The following is a 15,736-nucleotide window of genomic DNA, read 5'->3' as shown; positions in this document are numbered from 1 at the left end:
TATTGATGTCGTGGCCTGCGAGGTTGCGGCAACGACAAGATTAGGGATGTGGTTTTTAGGACATGACCGTTAACGACACAATTCGATTGTTGATCATCAACGATTCGCGCTCAGAGGCGGAGCGTCTGATCAGTATGCTGAACAATGCCGGGCGGAGTACCCGGGCGCAGCACGTGGAAAACGAAGAGGGGCTGGTCAAGCTCCTGCAGGAGCAAATCTGGGATCTGTTGATCGTTCACGATAAATCCACTTCCGTGGAGCCGCTGACGGCCATTCGCCAGATCAAGCGGCTCAAGAAAGATGTGCCAGTCATTTGTCTGACCGATGAAGAGGGAGCCCAACCGGTAGTCGAGGCTTTGAAGATGGGGGCGACTGACGCCATCCTGCTCGATGAAGATCAGCATTTGCTGTTGGTCATTTCCCGCGAGGTGGAAAATCGTCAGCAGCGGCGCTTGATGCGTCAGGCCGAGCGTCAGTTCAAAGAAGCGGAGCGTCGCAGTCAGCAGTTACTGGAAAGTTCACGTGACGCCATCGCCTATGTTCAGGATGGTATGTACCTGTTTGCCAACCAGTCTTTTGCCGAGCGCTTTGGTTATGAAGACAAAGACGATATCGAGTGCATGCCTGTGATCGATATGGTCGTTGATGACGATCAGGGCAAGGTCAAACAGTTTCTCAAGAACTACGCGCTGAAAGGTGATGAAGCAGAATCCTGTGAGCTGGAGTTTCAGGGCCTGCAGTCGGACGGCACGGGCGTACCGCTGAAAGTGAATGTCGGCAATGCATTATTTGAAGAAGAGCATTGCATTCAGTTTATGATCCCTGCCAAGCAGATCAATGATCAGGAGCTGGAAGCGGAGTTGCACAAGCTCAAGGTGGAAGACCAGACCACCGGCTTGCTGAATCGGGCACATTTTACCGAGCGGCTGGATCAGGAATTGTCTCAGGCGCTCAATGCCGAATCCACCAGTGCCTTGATTTATGTCGAGGTAGATGAACTCTACGGGCGCTTGCAGGAGCAGATGGGGGTGACTGCCATCGATGCGATTGTTGCCGATCTTGCCTGTTACGTAAAACAGCATTGTGAGGATAGTCACACAGCCGCACGCTTTGCAGACGACGCGTTTATGATTCTGGCTCAGGGCGCTAACGCGGATCAGGCGCTGGCTTGGTCCGAAAAACTGCGTCAGGATGTTGAAGGTCATATCATCGACGTCGATGGCCATACCGCTCAAACCACGGTATCCATCGGGATCTCCTTGATTAATGAAACCAGCAGCGATGCTGAAACCATCATCGATCAGGCGATGGGGGCGACTGAGTCGGGTGCCGATGAAGATAGTCGCAGCAACAGTGTGAATCTGTTTGAGCCGGAACTCCCCGAGGACGAGAAAAAATCGGCTGATATTGCCAAGATGGTTCAGGCGGCTATGGATAATGGTCGCTTTAATCTGTTGTATCAGCCGGTAATCAGCTTACGTGGTTCGGAAGACGGCTTTTACGAAGTTCTGTTGCGCATGAAAAATGAAGAGGGCGAAGAAATTTCACCTTCTGATTTTCTCGAGATTGCTGACGAAATTGGCGCGACTACAAAAATAGATCGCTGGGTCATTCTTGAGTCAATCAAAGTGTTGTCCAAGCATCGCGGTGGTGGCTCCAAAACTCGTATGCTGGTGAATGTTTCCCGTCAGTCCTTGATTGATGAGTCTCTTTTGCCCTGGTTGGCCGTTGCGTTTAAGGCGGCCAAGTTGCCGACTGATGCGATTGTGTTCCAGGTGGGTGAAAAAGATGTCACCAATCATCTGAATGCTGCCCGCGATTTCTTTGACGGGTTGCGGGAGATGGGCTGCTTCTCTTCGATCAGTAATTTTGGCTGTTCGCTCAATCCGTTTAATACCCTGGCACATGCCAACAGTGATTACGTCAAGGTTCATGGATCGTTTACCCGGGATATCCAGAATAATCAGGAAGGTCCGGAAGCGCTGAGCAATCTCATCAAAGAGTTACTGGAGCATGACAAGGTCACGGTGGTGCCCTTTGTGGAAAATGCCAGCGTATTGTCGACACTCTGGCAAACCGGGGTTCACTATATTCAGGGGCACTATCTGCAGGCGCCCAGTGAGGACATGAATTACGATTTCAATATGGAAGAGTAATGTATTGACTGAGCAAATTGTTTACATGCTCTGATTCATGTCCAGTGCCGGTTGTTCCGATTGTGGCTGTCCCACTTCTTCGGCGGGAACACCGGCTACCATGGTGTGTGGCGCAACGGCTTTCAGTACGACGCTGCCGGCACAGATTTTTGCTCCTTCCCCAACGTCAATGTTGCCCAGAATTTTCGAGCCCGGCCCGATCATAACGCCCTTGTGAATTTTTGGATGTCGATCGCCAGCCTCTTTACCTGTTCCGCCCAGTGTTACCGATTGCATCATGGAAACGTTGTCACCGATCACGCAGGTTTCCCCGATGACAATGCCGGTGGCGTGGTCGAGCATGATGCCTTTACCGATTCGGGCGGCGGGATGAATGTCGACGCCGAACATCATGGAGTTGCGGTTTTGCAGAAACAGGGCCAGTTCTCGGCGCTGATTGTTCCACAGCCAGTGAGCCACCCGATGGGATTGCAGTGCGTGAAAGCCTTTAAAAAATAAGAACGGTGTCGACAGGCTGTCGCAGGCGGAATCTCTTTCGAGGATGGCGTTGATATCATCAACCGCCGCACAGCTGATTTCGGGGTCAGAATTCAGCGCTTGCAGAATAACTTCGCGGATCAGCATTGATGACGCTGCCGGACTGTCCAGTTTATTGGCCAGGTGGTAGCTCAGGGCGTCCTCAAAGGTGTCGTGATTGAGGATGGTGGCGTGCAGGAAGCTCGCCAGAATCGGTTCTTCCTGAACCTGTTGCGAGGTTTCTTTGCGAATGGCTTGCCAGGTTTTTTGAGCGCAGTGCATGAGGTGTTTCCGTTGGTGTCAGACGCTGACATTAACGGCATTGCCGCTGTTTGTCACCTGTGTTGAGGCTAGAAGAATTCTGGCAGTTTCAAGGGTTGTTCCTGCAGAGCCGCCTGTTGTTCCCGCAGGGTCAGTATGTGATCGGACCAGTAGCGCACGGTATTAAACCAGGTGAAATTGTGGGGGAAGGCGGGGTCGTCCCAGCGTCGGGCAAGCCAGGCGCTGTAGTTGATCAGACGCATGGTTCGCAGAGGTTCCACCAGAGTCAGTTCGGCGGCATTAAACGGGCAAAACTGACGATAGCCGGTCAGTACCTGCTGCAGTTGTCGCTGCTGTTGGGGCTTGTCGCCGGACAGCAGCATCCAGATATCCTGTACAGCCGGGCCATTGCGGGCATCATCAAAATCCACGTAATGAGGGGCGTCATCGCGCCACAGGATATTGCCCGGGTGGCAGTCCCCGTGGAGTCGCAGGCTTTCAAAGCGAGTGTTGGCAAATGCCTCTTCAAGGCGAGGCAGGATGTTCTCGATTAGGCTGGTATAAGCCGGCTGCAATTCACCGGGAATAAACTGGTTTTCCAGTAGAAACTGACTGCTCTGGCGGACAAAGGAATCAATATCAAAGGTTGGTCGATGTTCGAATAGCCGGTTGTAGCCGATGTTGTGAAGCTGGCCGAGGCTGCGCCCCATCACTTCCAGATTGTCGGCGTAATCCAGCTCCGGGGCCTGCCCTCCACGACGTGGATAGATGGCCAGAAAGAAGCCCTGTTGCTGGCGCAGACTATGGCCCTGATGATCCAGCAATGGTGCGACTACCGGAAACTCAGCGTCGGCGAGCTCCAGGCAAAAGTCGTGCTCTTCCTGAATCTGCTCACGGCTCCAGCGCTGTGGGCGATAGAATTTGGCGATAACCGGGTCGGCTTCTTCAATGCCGACCTGATAGACACGGTTTTCATAACTGTTGAGCGGGTAGATGCGGCCATCGCAAAAGAAACCTTCGGCTTCTATGGCCTGAATAACCGCATCCGGTGTCAGTGCGTCAAAGGGGTGGCTGCTGTTCAACGGTTCATCGCTTGGAAAAGTCACTTAGCGTTTACGCAGAACCAGACTGCCGATGGAATAGCCGGCGCCGAAAGAGCAAACCACGCTGTGATCGCCGGCAACCATATCTTCGTGATGCAGGTTGAGAGCGATCAATGATCCGGCCGAAGCGGTATTGGCGTAGGTGTCGAGAACAATGGGTGCTTCACCGGGCTCGGGATCGCGTCCCAGCAGCTTTTTGGCGATGAGCACGTTCATGTTGATATTGGCCTGATGCAGGAACCAGCGTTTTACATTGGTATTGGCCACACCGGTTTCTTCGAGATGATCGCTGATGTGCTTGGCGGCCATCGGGCATACTTCCTTGAATACTTTGCGTCCTTGCTGGTGGAAAAAGTTGTGTTCGGCGTAGGGGTTGTCCTGATTGACGTTAACCATATAACCGATATTGGCACGAATGTTATTTGAGAAGGTGGTGACTGTCTTGGTGCCCAGAATGTCGTAGCTGTGTTCGCCTTGGCAGGTCTCCGCGCTTTCGACAATGGTGGCGGTGGCAACGTCACCAAAAATAAAGTGACTGTCACGATCGCGAAAATTATTCCCCGGGGAAGTCAGTTCCGGGTTGATGCACAGAACGCACTTGGCGGTGCCCGCTGTGACCATCTCATAGGCACGTTGCAGACCGAAAGTAGCGGCCGAACAGGCCACTAACATATCAAAGCCAAAGCCCTCGATGCCCAGTTCTTTTTGTACCTCAATGGCAATCGCCGGGTAATAGCGTTGGGTGTAGGCGCAGGAAACAATCACGGCATCGATGTCTTTGCCTTCTTTTTTCGCTGCGGCCATGGCCTTGCGTGCCGCAATAACGGCGATCTCTGCCTGATTCGACAGCTCATCTTCGGCGCGCAGCGGGATATTGGGCATCATCCGATCGGGGTCGAGGATTCCGTCTTTGATGTAAACATAACGGGATTTGATACCGGATGCTTTTTCAATAAACGCGGCGGTCGAAAGGGGTTTCGCAGTCAGATCACCGGCTTCGATGGAGGTTGCATTTTCAGCGTTGTATTTTTCTGCGTAGGCGTTGTAACTCTCTACCAGTTCTTCGTTGGAAATGCTGTGCTCGGGGGTCCACAGGCCCAGGCCGCTAATTACCACATTGGCTGCGCTCATTGAATTCTCTCCAGTCTCAATACAGGGTTGAGCCCCCTGTTTTGCTTTTGTGTTGATCAGTTTTTGTCTTGTATGCCGTTGCTTTTGGCTGTTCTGGCTATTATCCACAAATCGACACGGCAAGCACCACAATCTTTCAGTATTTTGCTGGCTGATCGCAGGGTTGAGCCGGTGGTCATGACGTCATCGATCAGGGCAATGTGTTTACCTGAAACTAGTTTTTGGTTGCGTTCTGGCAGGGCAAAACTGTGTTGCCGATTCTGTAATCGGGTGGCTCGATTCGATTGGGCTTGCCGCAGGCGCGAATCCTGATGGTAGGTGAGCGCTCTGGCGACGGGCAGCTGAAGCTGTTTACCCAGCCACTGGGCAATCCAGTCGGCCTGATTGAAGCCTCTGCGCCATTGTCTGAACGTTGGCATGGGTATGGGAATCAGCAACTGTGGACGCGAAGCCCCGGCAAATGTCGGCAGAGACTGGTGCAACATCAGACGTCCCAGACGAATGTCACCGTGATATTTCAGTTGATGTATCCACTGGTCGACAGGTGTTTGGTAGAGAAATGCCGCATGGGTTGAATCGAATGACGGTGGCTTGGTGAGACATTCCGGGCAGGCTGAGTTGGATTCTCCCGGTCGTGGTAATGCGCACAGGGGGCAGGCTGATTGGCTGGCTAGATGAGGCAGGTCTTGTCTACAGGCCTGGCATAGTCCTCGAATATCCGAGGTGCCGCGGCACACCAGACAGTGCCCCTTGAGCCAGTGGCTCAGGTTGAATCGGCGGTGTTGTTTAAATAGTGATCTTGTCATGTGTCTTTTTCGCTGTTAACCTTTTGCTTGTTTTTAGGTTAACAAAGAGTTTCGCGCAGAAGTCGGGCTGGCCGATTTTCTGAACAGATGAAAGGCAAAAGGTTATGACTGCAAGCAATCCCCAACAAACCCGTCACGATTGGACTCGCGCAGAAGTCGCGGCCCTGTTTGAATTGCCTTTCAGTGATCTGATGTTTCAGGCCCAAACGATTCATCGTCAGCATTTCAACCCGAATGAAGTTCAAGTCAGTACTCTTTGTTCCATTAAAACCGGAGCCTGTCCGGAAGATTGCAAATATTGCCCGCAGAGTGCCCGCTATGACACCGGTCTTGAGCGTGAAAAATTAATGCGCGTGGAAAAGGTGATTGAAGAGGCCAAAGCCGCCAAAGCCAGCGGTGCTACCCGTTTCTGTATGGGTGCCGCCTGGCGCTCACCCAAGAAAAAAGACATGCCCTATGTCACCGATATGGTCAAAGGTGTGAAGGATCTCGGTCTCGAAACCTGCATGACTCTGGGTATGGTCAGCGGCGATCAGGCTCAGCAACTGGCCGATGCCGGTCTGGATTACTACAACCACAATCTTGATACCTCCCCTGAGTATTACGGCGATATCATTACCACTCGCACCTATCAGGATCGTTTGGAAACTCTGGATAATGTGCGCAGCGCCGGTATGAAAGTTTGCTGTGGCGGTATTGTTGGTATGGGCGAAACGGAAAATGATCGGGTCGGCCTGTTGTTGCAATTGGCCAATATGAAAGTGCATCCGGAATCCGTGCCTGTGAATATGTTGGTTCGGGTGGAGGGAACCCCTCTCGATCAGCAGGAAGATCTCGATCCTTTCGATTTTATTCGCACCATTGCCGTTGCGCGTATTCTTATGCCGAAGTCCCATGTCCGCTTGTCTGCCGGGCGCGAGGAAATGAACGACCAAATGCAATCCATGGCATTTCTGGCTGGTGCCAATTCCATTTTTTACGGTGAGAAATTGTTGACGACGGCGAATCCTGAGAGCAACAAGGATATGCAATTGTTCAAGCGTCTGGGTATCAACCCCGAGAGTTATCAAGTGGAAGAGAGCGAGGCTGAGCAGGAGCAGAAAGTTCAGGATGCACTGGAAGAGGCCCGTCACGACCACGTTTTCTATAACGCTGCCAGCTAGGGTTTTTCGGGGTGGGTGAGCTCTTCCCGAAGTCAGGTTTATGTCCAGTTCCATGAAGCAGGTGCTTGAGGCTGAGCTGCAAAAGCGGCGCGAGCAGCATCTGTATCGGCAGCGTCGGGTTCTGCAGTCACCTCAGGGCAGTGAAGTCCGGGTTGATGGTCAGCATTGCATCAATTTTTCCAGTAATGATTATCTGGGTTTGGCCAATCATCCTCGTTTGGCCGAAGCTGTGGAGCAGTCGCTGGCGACCTTCGGTTGGGGCAGTGGCGCGTCCCATTTAATTAACGGCCACAGTGAGTTACACCATCAACTCGAGCTGGTACTGGCTCGTTTTACCGGCCGTGATCGGGCATTGCTGTTCTCCACCGGTTATATGGCCAATCTTGGCGCCATAGCGGCTCTGGTAGGCAAGGGTGATGCCGTGTTTGAAGATCGGCTCAATCACGCGTCTTTGCTGGATGGAGGTTTGATCTCCGGCGCCCGCTTTCAGCGTTTTCAGCACAATGATCTGGATGATCTGGCTCGACGTCTGCAAAAAACGGATGCTCGGCGCAAGCTGGTGGTGGTTGATGGGGTCTTCAGTATGGACGGGGATTTGGCTCCGCTGCCGGAGTTGGCCGATTTGGCCAGAACCCATGATGCCTGGTTAATGGTGGACGATGCCCACGGCTTTGGCTGTCTTGGCGCTAACGGTGCAGGCACCATAGAGCATTTTGGTTTGAGCCAGACAGATGTGCCGGTGATGATGGGAACTCTGGGCAAGGCTATGGGTTGCTTCGGAGCTTTTGTTGCCGGCAGTGAAGCGCTGATTGAAACCCTGATTCAAAGAGCTCGACCTTACATTTATACCACTGCCATGCCGGCGGCTGTGGCAGCTTCAACCCTCGCAAGTCTGCAGCTGCTCACCGAGGAGTCCTGGCGCCGAGAGCACCTGGTCAGCTTGGTTGAGCGCTTTCGTCGCGGTGCCGAAGACGCGGGATTGCCTTTGATGGATTCCTCAACCGCGATTCAGCCGGTGGTTATCGGTGATTCACAAGTGACTTTGCAGGTGGCTGCAGCACTGGAAAGCAAGGGCTTTCTGGTGGGTGCCATTCGACCACCTACCGTGCCACAGGGCAGTGCGCGTTTACGTATTACCTTGTCGGCGGCCCACAGTGAGCAGCAGGTGGATGATTTGTTGTTAGCACTGACAGAAGCCTGCCGGCCATACCGAGAGGTGAGCGCCTGATGCAGCCAGTTATCCAAGCCAGTTTTCCCGAATTCGGGTTTTCAAGATACATCGCCACAGCCGATGCGCCGGCCTCTGTGCCCATTGTGCTTTTGCACGGCTGGGGCTGTGACAGCCAGTGCTGGCAGCCTCTGCTTGAGGGCTTGCGGCAACACTCCGATGTCGTTTGTATTGATTATCTGGAGGCGGTTACCGCCGCTGACTCGGTTGATCAGTCTCTGGCTGAATTGCTGCAGCAATTGCCGGAAAAGTTTTCTGTTTTGGGGTGGTCTCTGGGAGGCATGTTGGCGTTGCGAGTTGCTGCGCTGGCGCCTGAACGGGTAGTTGGTGTTGCAACCTTGGCGGCCAATTTACGTTTTGTCGCCAATGAGCAGTGGGCTGATGCCATGGCGCCGGAAGTATTTCAGCAGTTTCAGCAGTCCTTTCGCTCGGCACCGGATAAAACCCTGAAGCGCTTTGCCGGGTTGATGGCCAAAGGAGACAGTGATGAGCGTCTGCTACTGAAGTCTTTGCGCAATTTGTCTCAATCCGGGCTGGCTACTGCCAGTGAGCCTGCTCTGGCTTTGGGGCTTAAATTATTGGGCGAGCTCGATAATCGCACTGTAGTTGAGCAATTGCCCGTTCCGGGGCTGCATCTTTTTGGACAGGCTGATGCACTGGTGCCCGCGACGGTTCTGTCGTCCTATCAGGCTCTGGCAGGAGCTAATCAGCAAGTTGAGTGTCTGCAAGGTGCCGGGCATGCGCCCCACTGGTCGCAAACCGAAGCGGTTCTGGAGCGCTTGATCCGGTTCTTCTCCACACTGGAGTCCGTTGCTCAGCAAAACGATGACAATGATTCGGCCTTGGACAAGAAGCGCGTTGCAGCATCGTTTGGTAAGGCGGCAGCCTCCTATGACAGTGTTGCGGGACTGCAGAGACAAATTGGCAATCGTTTGCTGGAGCGGGTTGTTGACTGCAGTGGCCATGATCGATGGTGCATGGATCTTGGTTGTGGCACCGGGCATTTTATCGGGGCTCTGCAAGAGCGAGGTTATCAGATGTTGGGGCTGGATCTCGCCGAGGGCATGCTGGAATTTGCTCGAGGGCAGCAACAACCGTCCCGTCAGGCTCACTGGTTGTGTGCCGATGCGGAACATTTACCCCTTGCGAATCATTCCGTGGATGCAATCTTCTCCAGTCTGGCCATTCAGTGGTGTCATGATTTATCGGCCCTGTTCGGGGGGTTAAAGCGAGTTGTTAAGCCGGGCGGTAAACTCTATCTGGCGACCCTTGGGCCCCGAACGCTGAGTGAGTTAAGGCAATCCTGGAAGCAGGTGGATGGCTATGTTCACGTCAACCGTTTTATTGGCGCCGATCAGCTGCAGCAGGCTTTGCAGAATGCAGGGTTGCGATGTCTGAATTGGCAGCAGCAGGACATCGTGTTGCAGTATGATGCCCTGCGGGATCTGACCTACGAGCTAAAGACGCTGGGTGCGCACAATGTTAATGCCGGGCAGGGGAATGGTCTCACTGGGCGGGCGAGAATACGCCAGCTGCGTGACGCCTATGAGGCCTTCCGAATGGCGAACGGAAAGCTACCGGCTACCTACGAAGTGTATTACATGGAACTGGAGGCTTGATTTCCATGGCAAAGAAAACCTTTTTTGTAGCGGGCACGGATACTGATGCAGGAAAAACTCTGGTTGCTTCGGCGTTGTTGGTCAAGGCGAGCCAGCAGGGTTTGAGGACGGCGGCTGTGAAACCGGTGGCGGCGGGCTGCGAAGAGACACCTGAAGGGCTGCGCAACAGCGATGCCCTGATGTTGCAGCAGGCCATGACTCTGGATTTGCCTTATGAACAGGTGAACCCAATAGCATTCAAGCCGCCGATTGCTCCTCACATAGCGGCGATGCACGAAGGGCAGACTCTTCAGGCATCGCGGTTGGCGGGCTATTGTCGCGGCATATTAATGCAGCCAGCGGAGATGGTTTTGGTTGAGGGGGCCGGCGGCTGGAAGGTGCCCCTGAATCCGAGAGAAACACTGGCCGATCTGGCCATTGAGTTGAATGTGCCAGTGATTCTGGTGGTCGGGATGAAGCTTGGTTGCATCAATCATGCTTTGTTGACGGCTGAGGCTATTGCCCGTGATGGCTTGACTCTGGCGGGCTGGGTGGCTAACCGCATCGATGGGGATATGAGTTGTTACGAGGAAAATGTGATGACCCTTAAAACACTGATACAAGCCCCTTTGCTGGGTGAAATTCCCTTTTTAGAACAAGTCACAGCAGAAGCTGCGAGCCAGTTTTTATCTCTTGATGAGCTATTATGAGAACGCTTTAACAACCTTTGGTTTGGTTAAGGTGTCTTTTTAATGCCTTTATGTCTTACTTTGCGGCAACTTCTTGCCGCATTTGTCTGTTTTTTGATCTCTTTTCAGCTAGAATATCGTTATAAGCCGTCAATCCGTTTGATGGTGGGTGTTTTTACGAGGTCTCGAACTTATGACAATCAGTTCCGTAATCAGTATTGGCTCCAGTGGTCTGCAGCGCAGTCAGCAGTCGATGGCTCAATCTGCCCAGGAAATAGCCAGTGTTGGAACCACACAGAAAGAGACTTCTACCACTCAGGACCTGGTTGAGCCTCTGATCAATTTAAAGCGTGAGCAGCAAGTGTTTGATGCGTCTGCCCGTGTCGTTCAGGTGGGTACCGATACCCTGGGTTCCCTATTGGACATCAAGGCCTGAATTGTAGCGCCGGAGTTGATGAGATGATCAATAGCAATAACATCCCATCCAATTTTGCCAATGCTGTATCACCGTTCAGCAGCTTGGGCTCACGCCCTGTGGGTGAAGAAAGCCCCGATGCGCGTAATACCCCTTTCAAGCCTGTCGAAGAATCTTCCGAAACGGGTCGTATCCAGACTCGTAGGGATCCGGATGAGCGCGGCGATGTCGAGCGTCAGCGCCAAGCTGTGCAGGAGCGTAATGATGACGCTGAAGGCAACGGCGGCCGGGATCGTCAGCAGGCGGCTCAAGATCGAGCTGTGGAGCAGCAAGAGAGCGCCGATCAGCGCGAGATAGATCGATTGGCTGCCCGGGATCGTGAAGTCAGAGCCCATGAGCAGGCCCATAAATCCGCGGGAGGATCTTTGGCTGGCGCTGCCACTTATCAATATGAACGTGGACCGGATGGTGTCAGCTACGCGGTGGCTGGAGAAGTGCCTATCAAGCTCAGTACTAACAGCGGCGATCCGGAGCAGGCTCTGGATGTGGCGCGCCGGGTGCAGCGGGCTGCTCTGGCACCCGCAGAGCCGTCTGTGCAAGACCGGCAGGTAGCCGCTCAGGCAGCGCAACTGGAGCAACAGGCGTTGCAAGATATCGCAGCGCTTGCCCGGGAAGAGGAGGCTCAACGACAGGCAGAGGTGGCACTTGAGCGTGAACAGCGGCTGGAGGAAGAATCCGAGCGTGAGAGCAGTAATCGCGAGGAAGAGCGGGCCCTCGCAGAGCGTGAGCGCCTGGAGCGCAATAACCGTCTTCAGGAGACTCAGGCGGAATCGGCTGAACGCTTCTTTGATATCAATCAGCGCTTGCTGGACATCGGTGTTAATCAACAGGCGCCTGAGGCGGGTTCATTGATTGACCGCAATATTTGATAGCACCTGATTCCACGGGTTCCTTAATTGTTAAGCCGCCTTTTATGGCGGCTTTTTTGTGTCCGTTCGCCGGGTTGCTGCTAAGGTAAACTAGGCGTGTATTTTTGCTGGCATTCAAACGTTTGTTTGATTAAAATATCATCATCCACAACGGTGTTGTGTAACCTGATTATTTTACATTTTAGAGGTGTAGACACATGGCTGAGTATAAGGCTCCCCTTCGTGATATGAGCTTCGTATTGAACGAAGTATTTGATGCTGAGAATTTCTGGGCGTCCCTGCCCGGCCTGGAAGGCGTGGTTGATCCGGAAACGGCAAACGCTGTTTTGGAAGAAGCGGCCAAGCTGATCGAGCAGGAAATTGCGCCTCTCAACCGCGAGTCCGATGAGCAGGGTTCCCAGTGGAATGATGGTGAAGTTACCGCCCCTCACGGCTTTAAAGAAGCCTATCAGGCGTTCTGTGAAGGTGGTTGGAACGGTCTGGGTGGCAACCCGGAATACGGCGGTATGGGTATGCCGAAAACCCTGACTGGTCAGGTTGAAGAGATGCTGCAAGCCGGTAGCATGTCCTTTGGTCTGGCACCTATGCTGACTGCCGGTGCTTGTTTGTCCATCAATGCTCACGGCAGCGATGAGCTGAAAGAAAAATACCTGCCCAATATGTACTCCGGTGTTTGGTCCGGTGCGATGGATCTGACCGAGCCGCACGCTGGTACCGATCTGGGTATTATCCGTACTAAAGCCACTGAAAACGGTGACGGTTCCTATAACATCACCGGTACTAAAATCTTTATCACCTGGGGTGAGCACGACATGGCGGAAAATATTATCCACCTGGTGCTGGCCAAGCTGCCGGACGCGCCGGCGGGCCCTAAAGGCATTTCTCTGTTCCTGGTGCCCAAGTTCATGGTTAATAATGACGGTTCTCTGGGTGAACGCAACAGCATGGGTTGCGGTTCCATTGAGAAGAAGATGGGTATTAAAGGTTCTGCTACCTGTGTCATGAACTTCGATGAAGCCAAAGGCTGGCTGGTAGGTGAAGTGAATCAAGGTCTGGCCTGCATGTTCACTATGATGAACTATGAGCGTTTGGTGGTTGGTATTCAGGCGCTGGGTGCCGCTGATATGTCTTATCAGAATGCTGTCGAATACGCCCGTGATCGACTGCAAAGCCGCAGCCCGGAAGGCAAGAAATACCCTGAGAAAGCCGCTGATCCAATTATTGTTCACCCGGACGTGCGTCGCATGCTGTTGGCTATGCGAGCTCAAACCGAAGGTGCCCGTGCCTTCTCTACTTATGTTGCCAAGTGGCTGGATATCACCAAGTTCAGTGATAATGCTGAAGATAAGGCGGCCGCTTCCGGCATGGTTGCTCTGTTGACGCCTGTTGCCAAAGCGTTTGTATCTGACAAGGCGCTGGAAACTACCGTTATCGGTCAGCAAATCTTCGGTGGTCACGGCTTTATTCGTGAGTGGGGTCAGGAGCAGTTGGTTCGTGACGTGCGCATTACCCAAATCTACGAAGGTGCCAATGGCATTCAGGCCATGGACCTGATGGGCCGCAAGGTGGTTGCCAATGGTGGTAAGGATCTGGAGACCTTCACTGCTGAAGTTCAGGCCTTTATTGATGCCAACAGTGATGATGCTGCACTGGCTGAGTTTATTCGGCCGTTGCAGGCAGAAATCAACAACCTGAAAGACGTTACCGCTCAGGTAATTGAGCAGGCGCAGTCCAATCCTAATGCGATTGGTGCGGCAGCCAACGATTACCTGCACTTGTTCGGCTTCACGGCTCTGGCCTATATGTGGGCCATGATGGCCAAGGTGGCTCTGGCCAAGCTGGACAGTGGCGATGAGTTCTATGCAACTAAACTGAAGCTGGCTCGCTTCTTCTATCAGCGTCAACTGTCTGCTACTCAGTCTCTGAGTGCCAACATCAAAGCGGGTGGTGATACTCTGATGGATCTGGCTGAAGAACTGTTCTAAGCCAAATTTTCTGTCTAGTATAAAAGCCCCGGCAGGTTAACCTGCCGGGGCTTTTTTATGTACAGGATGTACGGTATGCCGCGGTCGCATGGATGCGAAGGAGCGGCGATGTACAGGATGTACGGACAGATATTTGCTCCTGCAATATCTGCACTTCCGCTATCCATGGCGGTCGTATGCCGCGGTCGCATGGCAGCTGATAGCTCCTGCATAAGCTGCATTTCCGCCGTCCATGGCGGTCGATGCGAAGGAGCGGCGATGTACAGGATGTACGGTGAGTAGTTGTCCCGGATTATTTAAAGGTAAGCAACGGCTATGGCGTCAGAACAAAAGTTGGGCGGGGAAGATCAGGCCCGGGTGGATAAGTATCTCAGTGCGGAGTCTCGACAGCAGGAACGTACCTTTCGTCCCTGGCGATTGCTGTTGGTGATCTGGCTGGTGTTGGGTGTACTCAGTGGAGCGAGTTACTGGTTGGCCTTAAACCACGGTGTGATTTGAGTGCTCTCAGGATTTGCGCGAATTGGCGTATTCCTTGCTCCAGGCTATGAATTCATTGGCCGGCATCGGTTTGGCTGTGTAGTAGCCTTGGGCATTGTCACAGCCCAGTTCGGTAATCAGGTTCCAGTCCTCATCGGTTTCCACACCCTCGGCAACTGAAGAAATATTAAGTCGCTTGGCCAGTGAAATACTCGACTCCAGAATGGCTCGGCTGGCCTGATTTTCCGAGGACTGATGTACAAAAGAGCGATCTATTTTCAGCTCGGTAAAGGGGATTTGCCGCAGTTGCTCCATGGACGAGAAACCGGTGCCGAAGTCATCAATGGATAAGCCAAAGCCTTTCAGGCGCATTCGGGTGAGGATGTCCAAAGTGACGTTCATGTCTTCTGCCAGAGTACTCTCGGTCACTTCAATCACCACGTGATTGGGCTCCAGCCCTGAAGATGAAATGGTTTCACTCAGGACTTCCGGTAATTCCAGTGAGCTTAGTACCTGAGCAGAAAAGTTGATCGACACGGTGATATCAAACCCAAGGCTGCGTAAATGTGCGGCCTCATTGATACTTTTTTGAAATACGATGTCAGTGATTTCCTGAATCATGTCGTATTTCTCGGCGATACCGATAAAGACATTCGGTGGAATCCAGCCCTTTTCCGGGTGCTTCCAGCGTGCCAGTGCCTCGACGCCGATGATGCGACCATCGGTGACAGAAACCTGAGGTTGAAAATAGACACTGATGTCGTCATTCAAGATGGCGCTTTGCAGTTCGTCGGCAAAGACCATGGCGCCGGGGCCGTCCGGTGTTTCGTGCTGGGCGGGGCTGTGGGTGCGCAGCAGGCTTTCAAGATCGATCTTGCGGACCGGCTTGTTGAGTGTTCCCAGAATGGCCAGGCGCTGTTGTACTCCCAGAGTGCGGACAGACTCCAGCAGTCTTGGGTCTTCACCGCTCACAAGAATGACACTGAAATTCATGCCCAGACTGCCGAAATGTCGCAATAATTGAATGCCATCCATTTCAGGCATGTTCAGGTCGGTAATGACCACATCAATATGGTTGTTGCGATTGGCTATATACCTGAGGGCTTCCTGGGCGCTATCGGTTTGAATGATGCTTGTGATACCCATGGATTCCAACATCTTGCTCAGGGTCTTGAGCATGAACGGGTCGTCATCGACCAGTAGGCAGGAGATGTTTTCTAGGTGTTCCATTCGAGAGCCGTGTTAGAATTTACAGTTGTTATTATTATGTCTATTGTAG

General features: G+C 53.0%; 14 protein-coding genes. 9 read left to right on the top strand and 5 right to left on the bottom strand.

Annotated features, from left to right (window positions below):
• Positions 1-62: 62 nt before the first annotated feature.
• A complete protein-coding gene (locus tag ACPXV9_RS13210) occupies positions 63-2,156 on the top strand; it encodes an EAL domain-containing protein (protein WP_423897909.1) in 2,094 nt (697 codons plus the stop codon).
• A gap of 21 nt (positions 2,157-2,177) precedes the next feature.
• Here the strand turns inward: ACPXV9_RS13210 and cysE are convergent, their stop codons facing one another.
• From cysE to ACPXV9_RS13190, 4 genes are all read right to left on the bottom strand, one after another.
• Complete coding sequence (gene cysE / locus ACPXV9_RS13205; protein ID WP_423897907.1) at positions 2,178-2,954, bottom strand: serine O-acetyltransferase; 777 nt, start codon at positions 2,952-2,954, stop codon at positions 2,178-2,180.
• Between the two features lie 68 nt (positions 2,955-3,022).
• Positions 3,023-4,015 (bottom strand): serine/threonine protein kinase, encoded by a 993-nt coding sequence (locus ACPXV9_RS13200; protein WP_423897905.1) that lies wholly within the window; start codon positions 4,013-4,015, stop codon positions 3,023-3,025.
• Between the two features lie 24 nt (positions 4,016-4,039).
• Complete coding sequence (locus ACPXV9_RS13195; protein ID WP_423897902.1) at positions 4,040-5,167, bottom strand: beta-ketoacyl-ACP synthase III; 1,128 nt, start codon at positions 5,165-5,167, stop codon at positions 4,040-4,042.
• Between the two features lie 56 nt (positions 5,168-5,223).
• A complete protein-coding gene (locus tag ACPXV9_RS13190; RefSeq protein ID WP_423897899.1) occupies positions 5,224-5,973 on the bottom strand; it encodes a ComF family protein in 750 nt (249 codons plus the stop codon).
• 104 nt (positions 5,974-6,077) lie between these two features.
• On the opposite strand from ACPXV9_RS13190, the gene bioB reads away from it, so the two are divergent.
• The 8 genes from bioB to ACPXV9_RS13150 all read left to right on the top strand — a co-directional run bounded on the left by bioB (position 6,078) and on the right by ACPXV9_RS13150 (position 14,478).
• Positions 6,078-7,136: a biotin synthase BioB gene (gene bioB / locus ACPXV9_RS13185; protein WP_423897898.1), complete on the top strand. Its 1,059-nt coding sequence runs from the start codon at positions 6,078-6,080 to the stop codon at positions 7,134-7,136.
• A gap of 40 nt (positions 7,137-7,176) precedes the next feature.
• The gene (gene bioF / locus ACPXV9_RS13180; protein WP_423897897.1) at positions 7,177-8,364 is read left to right on the top strand and encodes an 8-amino-7-oxononanoate synthase; all 1,188 of its coding nucleotides are present in this window, start codon (positions 7,177-7,179) and stop codon (positions 8,362-8,364) included.
• Positions 8,364-9,983 carry a malonyl-ACP O-methyltransferase BioC gene (gene bioC, locus ACPXV9_RS13175; protein ID WP_423897895.1) on the top strand — a complete coding sequence of 540 codons (1,620 nt, stop codon included), beginning with the start codon at positions 8,364-8,366 and terminating at the stop codon, positions 9,981-9,983. The genes bioF and bioC overlap by 1 nt, the downstream gene beginning before the upstream one ends.
• Positions 9,984-9,988: 5 nt before the next feature.
• Entirely contained in the window at positions 9,989-10,672 is a 684-nt protein-coding gene (gene bioD / locus ACPXV9_RS13170; RefSeq protein WP_423897894.1) for a dethiobiotin synthase, read from the top strand.
• A gap of 172 nt (positions 10,673-10,844) precedes the next feature.
• Entirely contained in the window at positions 10,845-11,087 is a 243-nt protein-coding gene (locus tag ACPXV9_RS13165; RefSeq protein WP_423897892.1) for a hypothetical protein, read from the top strand.
• 23 nt (positions 11,088-11,110) lie between these two features.
• Entirely contained in the window at positions 11,111-11,995 is an 885-nt protein-coding gene (locus tag ACPXV9_RS13160; protein WP_423897890.1) for a putative metalloprotease CJM1_0395 family protein, read from the top strand.
• A 197-nt stretch (positions 11,996-12,192) separates the two neighbouring features.
• Positions 12,193-13,980, top strand: a complete 1,788-nt coding sequence (locus ACPXV9_RS13155; RefSeq protein WP_423897888.1) for an acyl-CoA dehydrogenase C-terminal domain-containing protein — start codon at positions 12,193-12,195, stop codon at positions 13,978-13,980.
• 315 nt (positions 13,981-14,295) lie between these two features.
• Positions 14,296-14,478, top strand: coding sequence for a DUF3094 family protein (locus tag ACPXV9_RS13150; RefSeq protein WP_423897886.1), 183 nt, complete (start codon positions 14,296-14,298; stop codon positions 14,476-14,478).
• 6 nt (positions 14,479-14,484) lie between these two features.
• Here the strand turns inward: ACPXV9_RS13150 and ACPXV9_RS13145 are convergent, their stop codons facing one another.
• Positions 14,485-15,687 (bottom strand): EAL domain-containing response regulator, encoded by a 1,203-nt coding sequence (locus ACPXV9_RS13145; RefSeq protein ID WP_423897884.1) that lies wholly within the window; start codon positions 15,685-15,687, stop codon positions 14,485-14,487.
• Between the last annotated feature and the right edge of the window lie 49 nt (positions 15,688-15,736).

The organism is Candidatus Pelagadaptatus aseana (assembly GCF_040362265.1).
Classification (GTDB): Bacteria; Pseudomonadota; Gammaproteobacteria; order Pseudomonadales; family Cellvibrionaceae; genus Pelagadaptatus; species Pelagadaptatus aseana.
The sequence above is the reverse complement of the archived record's forward strand: the minus strand, read 5'-3'. Positions and strand labels throughout refer to the sequence as shown.

Excerpts from the sequence above, each read along its gene's own strand:
- ACPXV9_RS13210 (WP_423897909.1), top strand. The coding sequence starts at position 63 with ATGACCGTTAACGACACAATTCGATTGTTGATCATCAACGATTCGCGC.
- cysE (WP_423897907.1), bottom strand. The coding sequence starts at position 2,954 with ATGCACTGCGCTCAAAAAACCTGGCAAGCCATTCGCAAAGAAACCTCG.
- ACPXV9_RS13195 (WP_423897902.1), bottom strand. The coding sequence starts at position 5,167 with ATGAGCGCAGCCAATGTGGTAATTAGCGGCCTGGGCCTGTGGACCCCC.
- ACPXV9_RS13190 (WP_423897899.1), bottom strand. The coding sequence starts at position 5,973 with ATGACAAGATCACTATTTAAACAACACCGCCGATTCAACCTGAGCCAC.
- bioB (WP_423897898.1), top strand. The coding sequence starts at position 6,078 with ATGACTGCAAGCAATCCCCAACAAACCCGTCACGATTGGACTCGCGCA.
- bioF (WP_423897897.1), top strand. The coding sequence starts at position 7,177 with ATGTCCAGTTCCATGAAGCAGGTGCTTGAGGCTGAGCTGCAAAAGCGG.
- bioC (WP_423897895.1), top strand. The coding sequence starts at position 8,364 with ATGCAGCCAGTTATCCAAGCCAGTTTTCCCGAATTCGGGTTTTCAAGA.
- bioD (WP_423897894.1), top strand. The coding sequence starts at position 9,989 with ATGGCAAAGAAAACCTTTTTTGTAGCGGGCACGGATACTGATGCAGGA.
- ACPXV9_RS13165 (WP_423897892.1), top strand. The coding sequence starts at position 10,845 with ATGACAATCAGTTCCGTAATCAGTATTGGCTCCAGTGGTCTGCAGCGC.
- ACPXV9_RS13160 (WP_423897890.1), top strand. The coding sequence starts at position 11,111 with ATGATCAATAGCAATAACATCCCATCCAATTTTGCCAATGCTGTATCA.
- ACPXV9_RS13155 (WP_423897888.1), top strand. The coding sequence starts at position 12,193 with ATGGCTGAGTATAAGGCTCCCCTTCGTGATATGAGCTTCGTATTGAAC.
- ACPXV9_RS13150 (WP_423897886.1), top strand. The coding sequence starts at position 14,296 with ATGGCGTCAGAACAAAAGTTGGGCGGGGAAGATCAGGCCCGGGTGGAT.
- ACPXV9_RS13145 (WP_423897884.1), bottom strand. The coding sequence starts at position 15,687 with ATGGAACACCTAGAAAACATCTCCTGCCTACTGGTCGATGACGACCCG.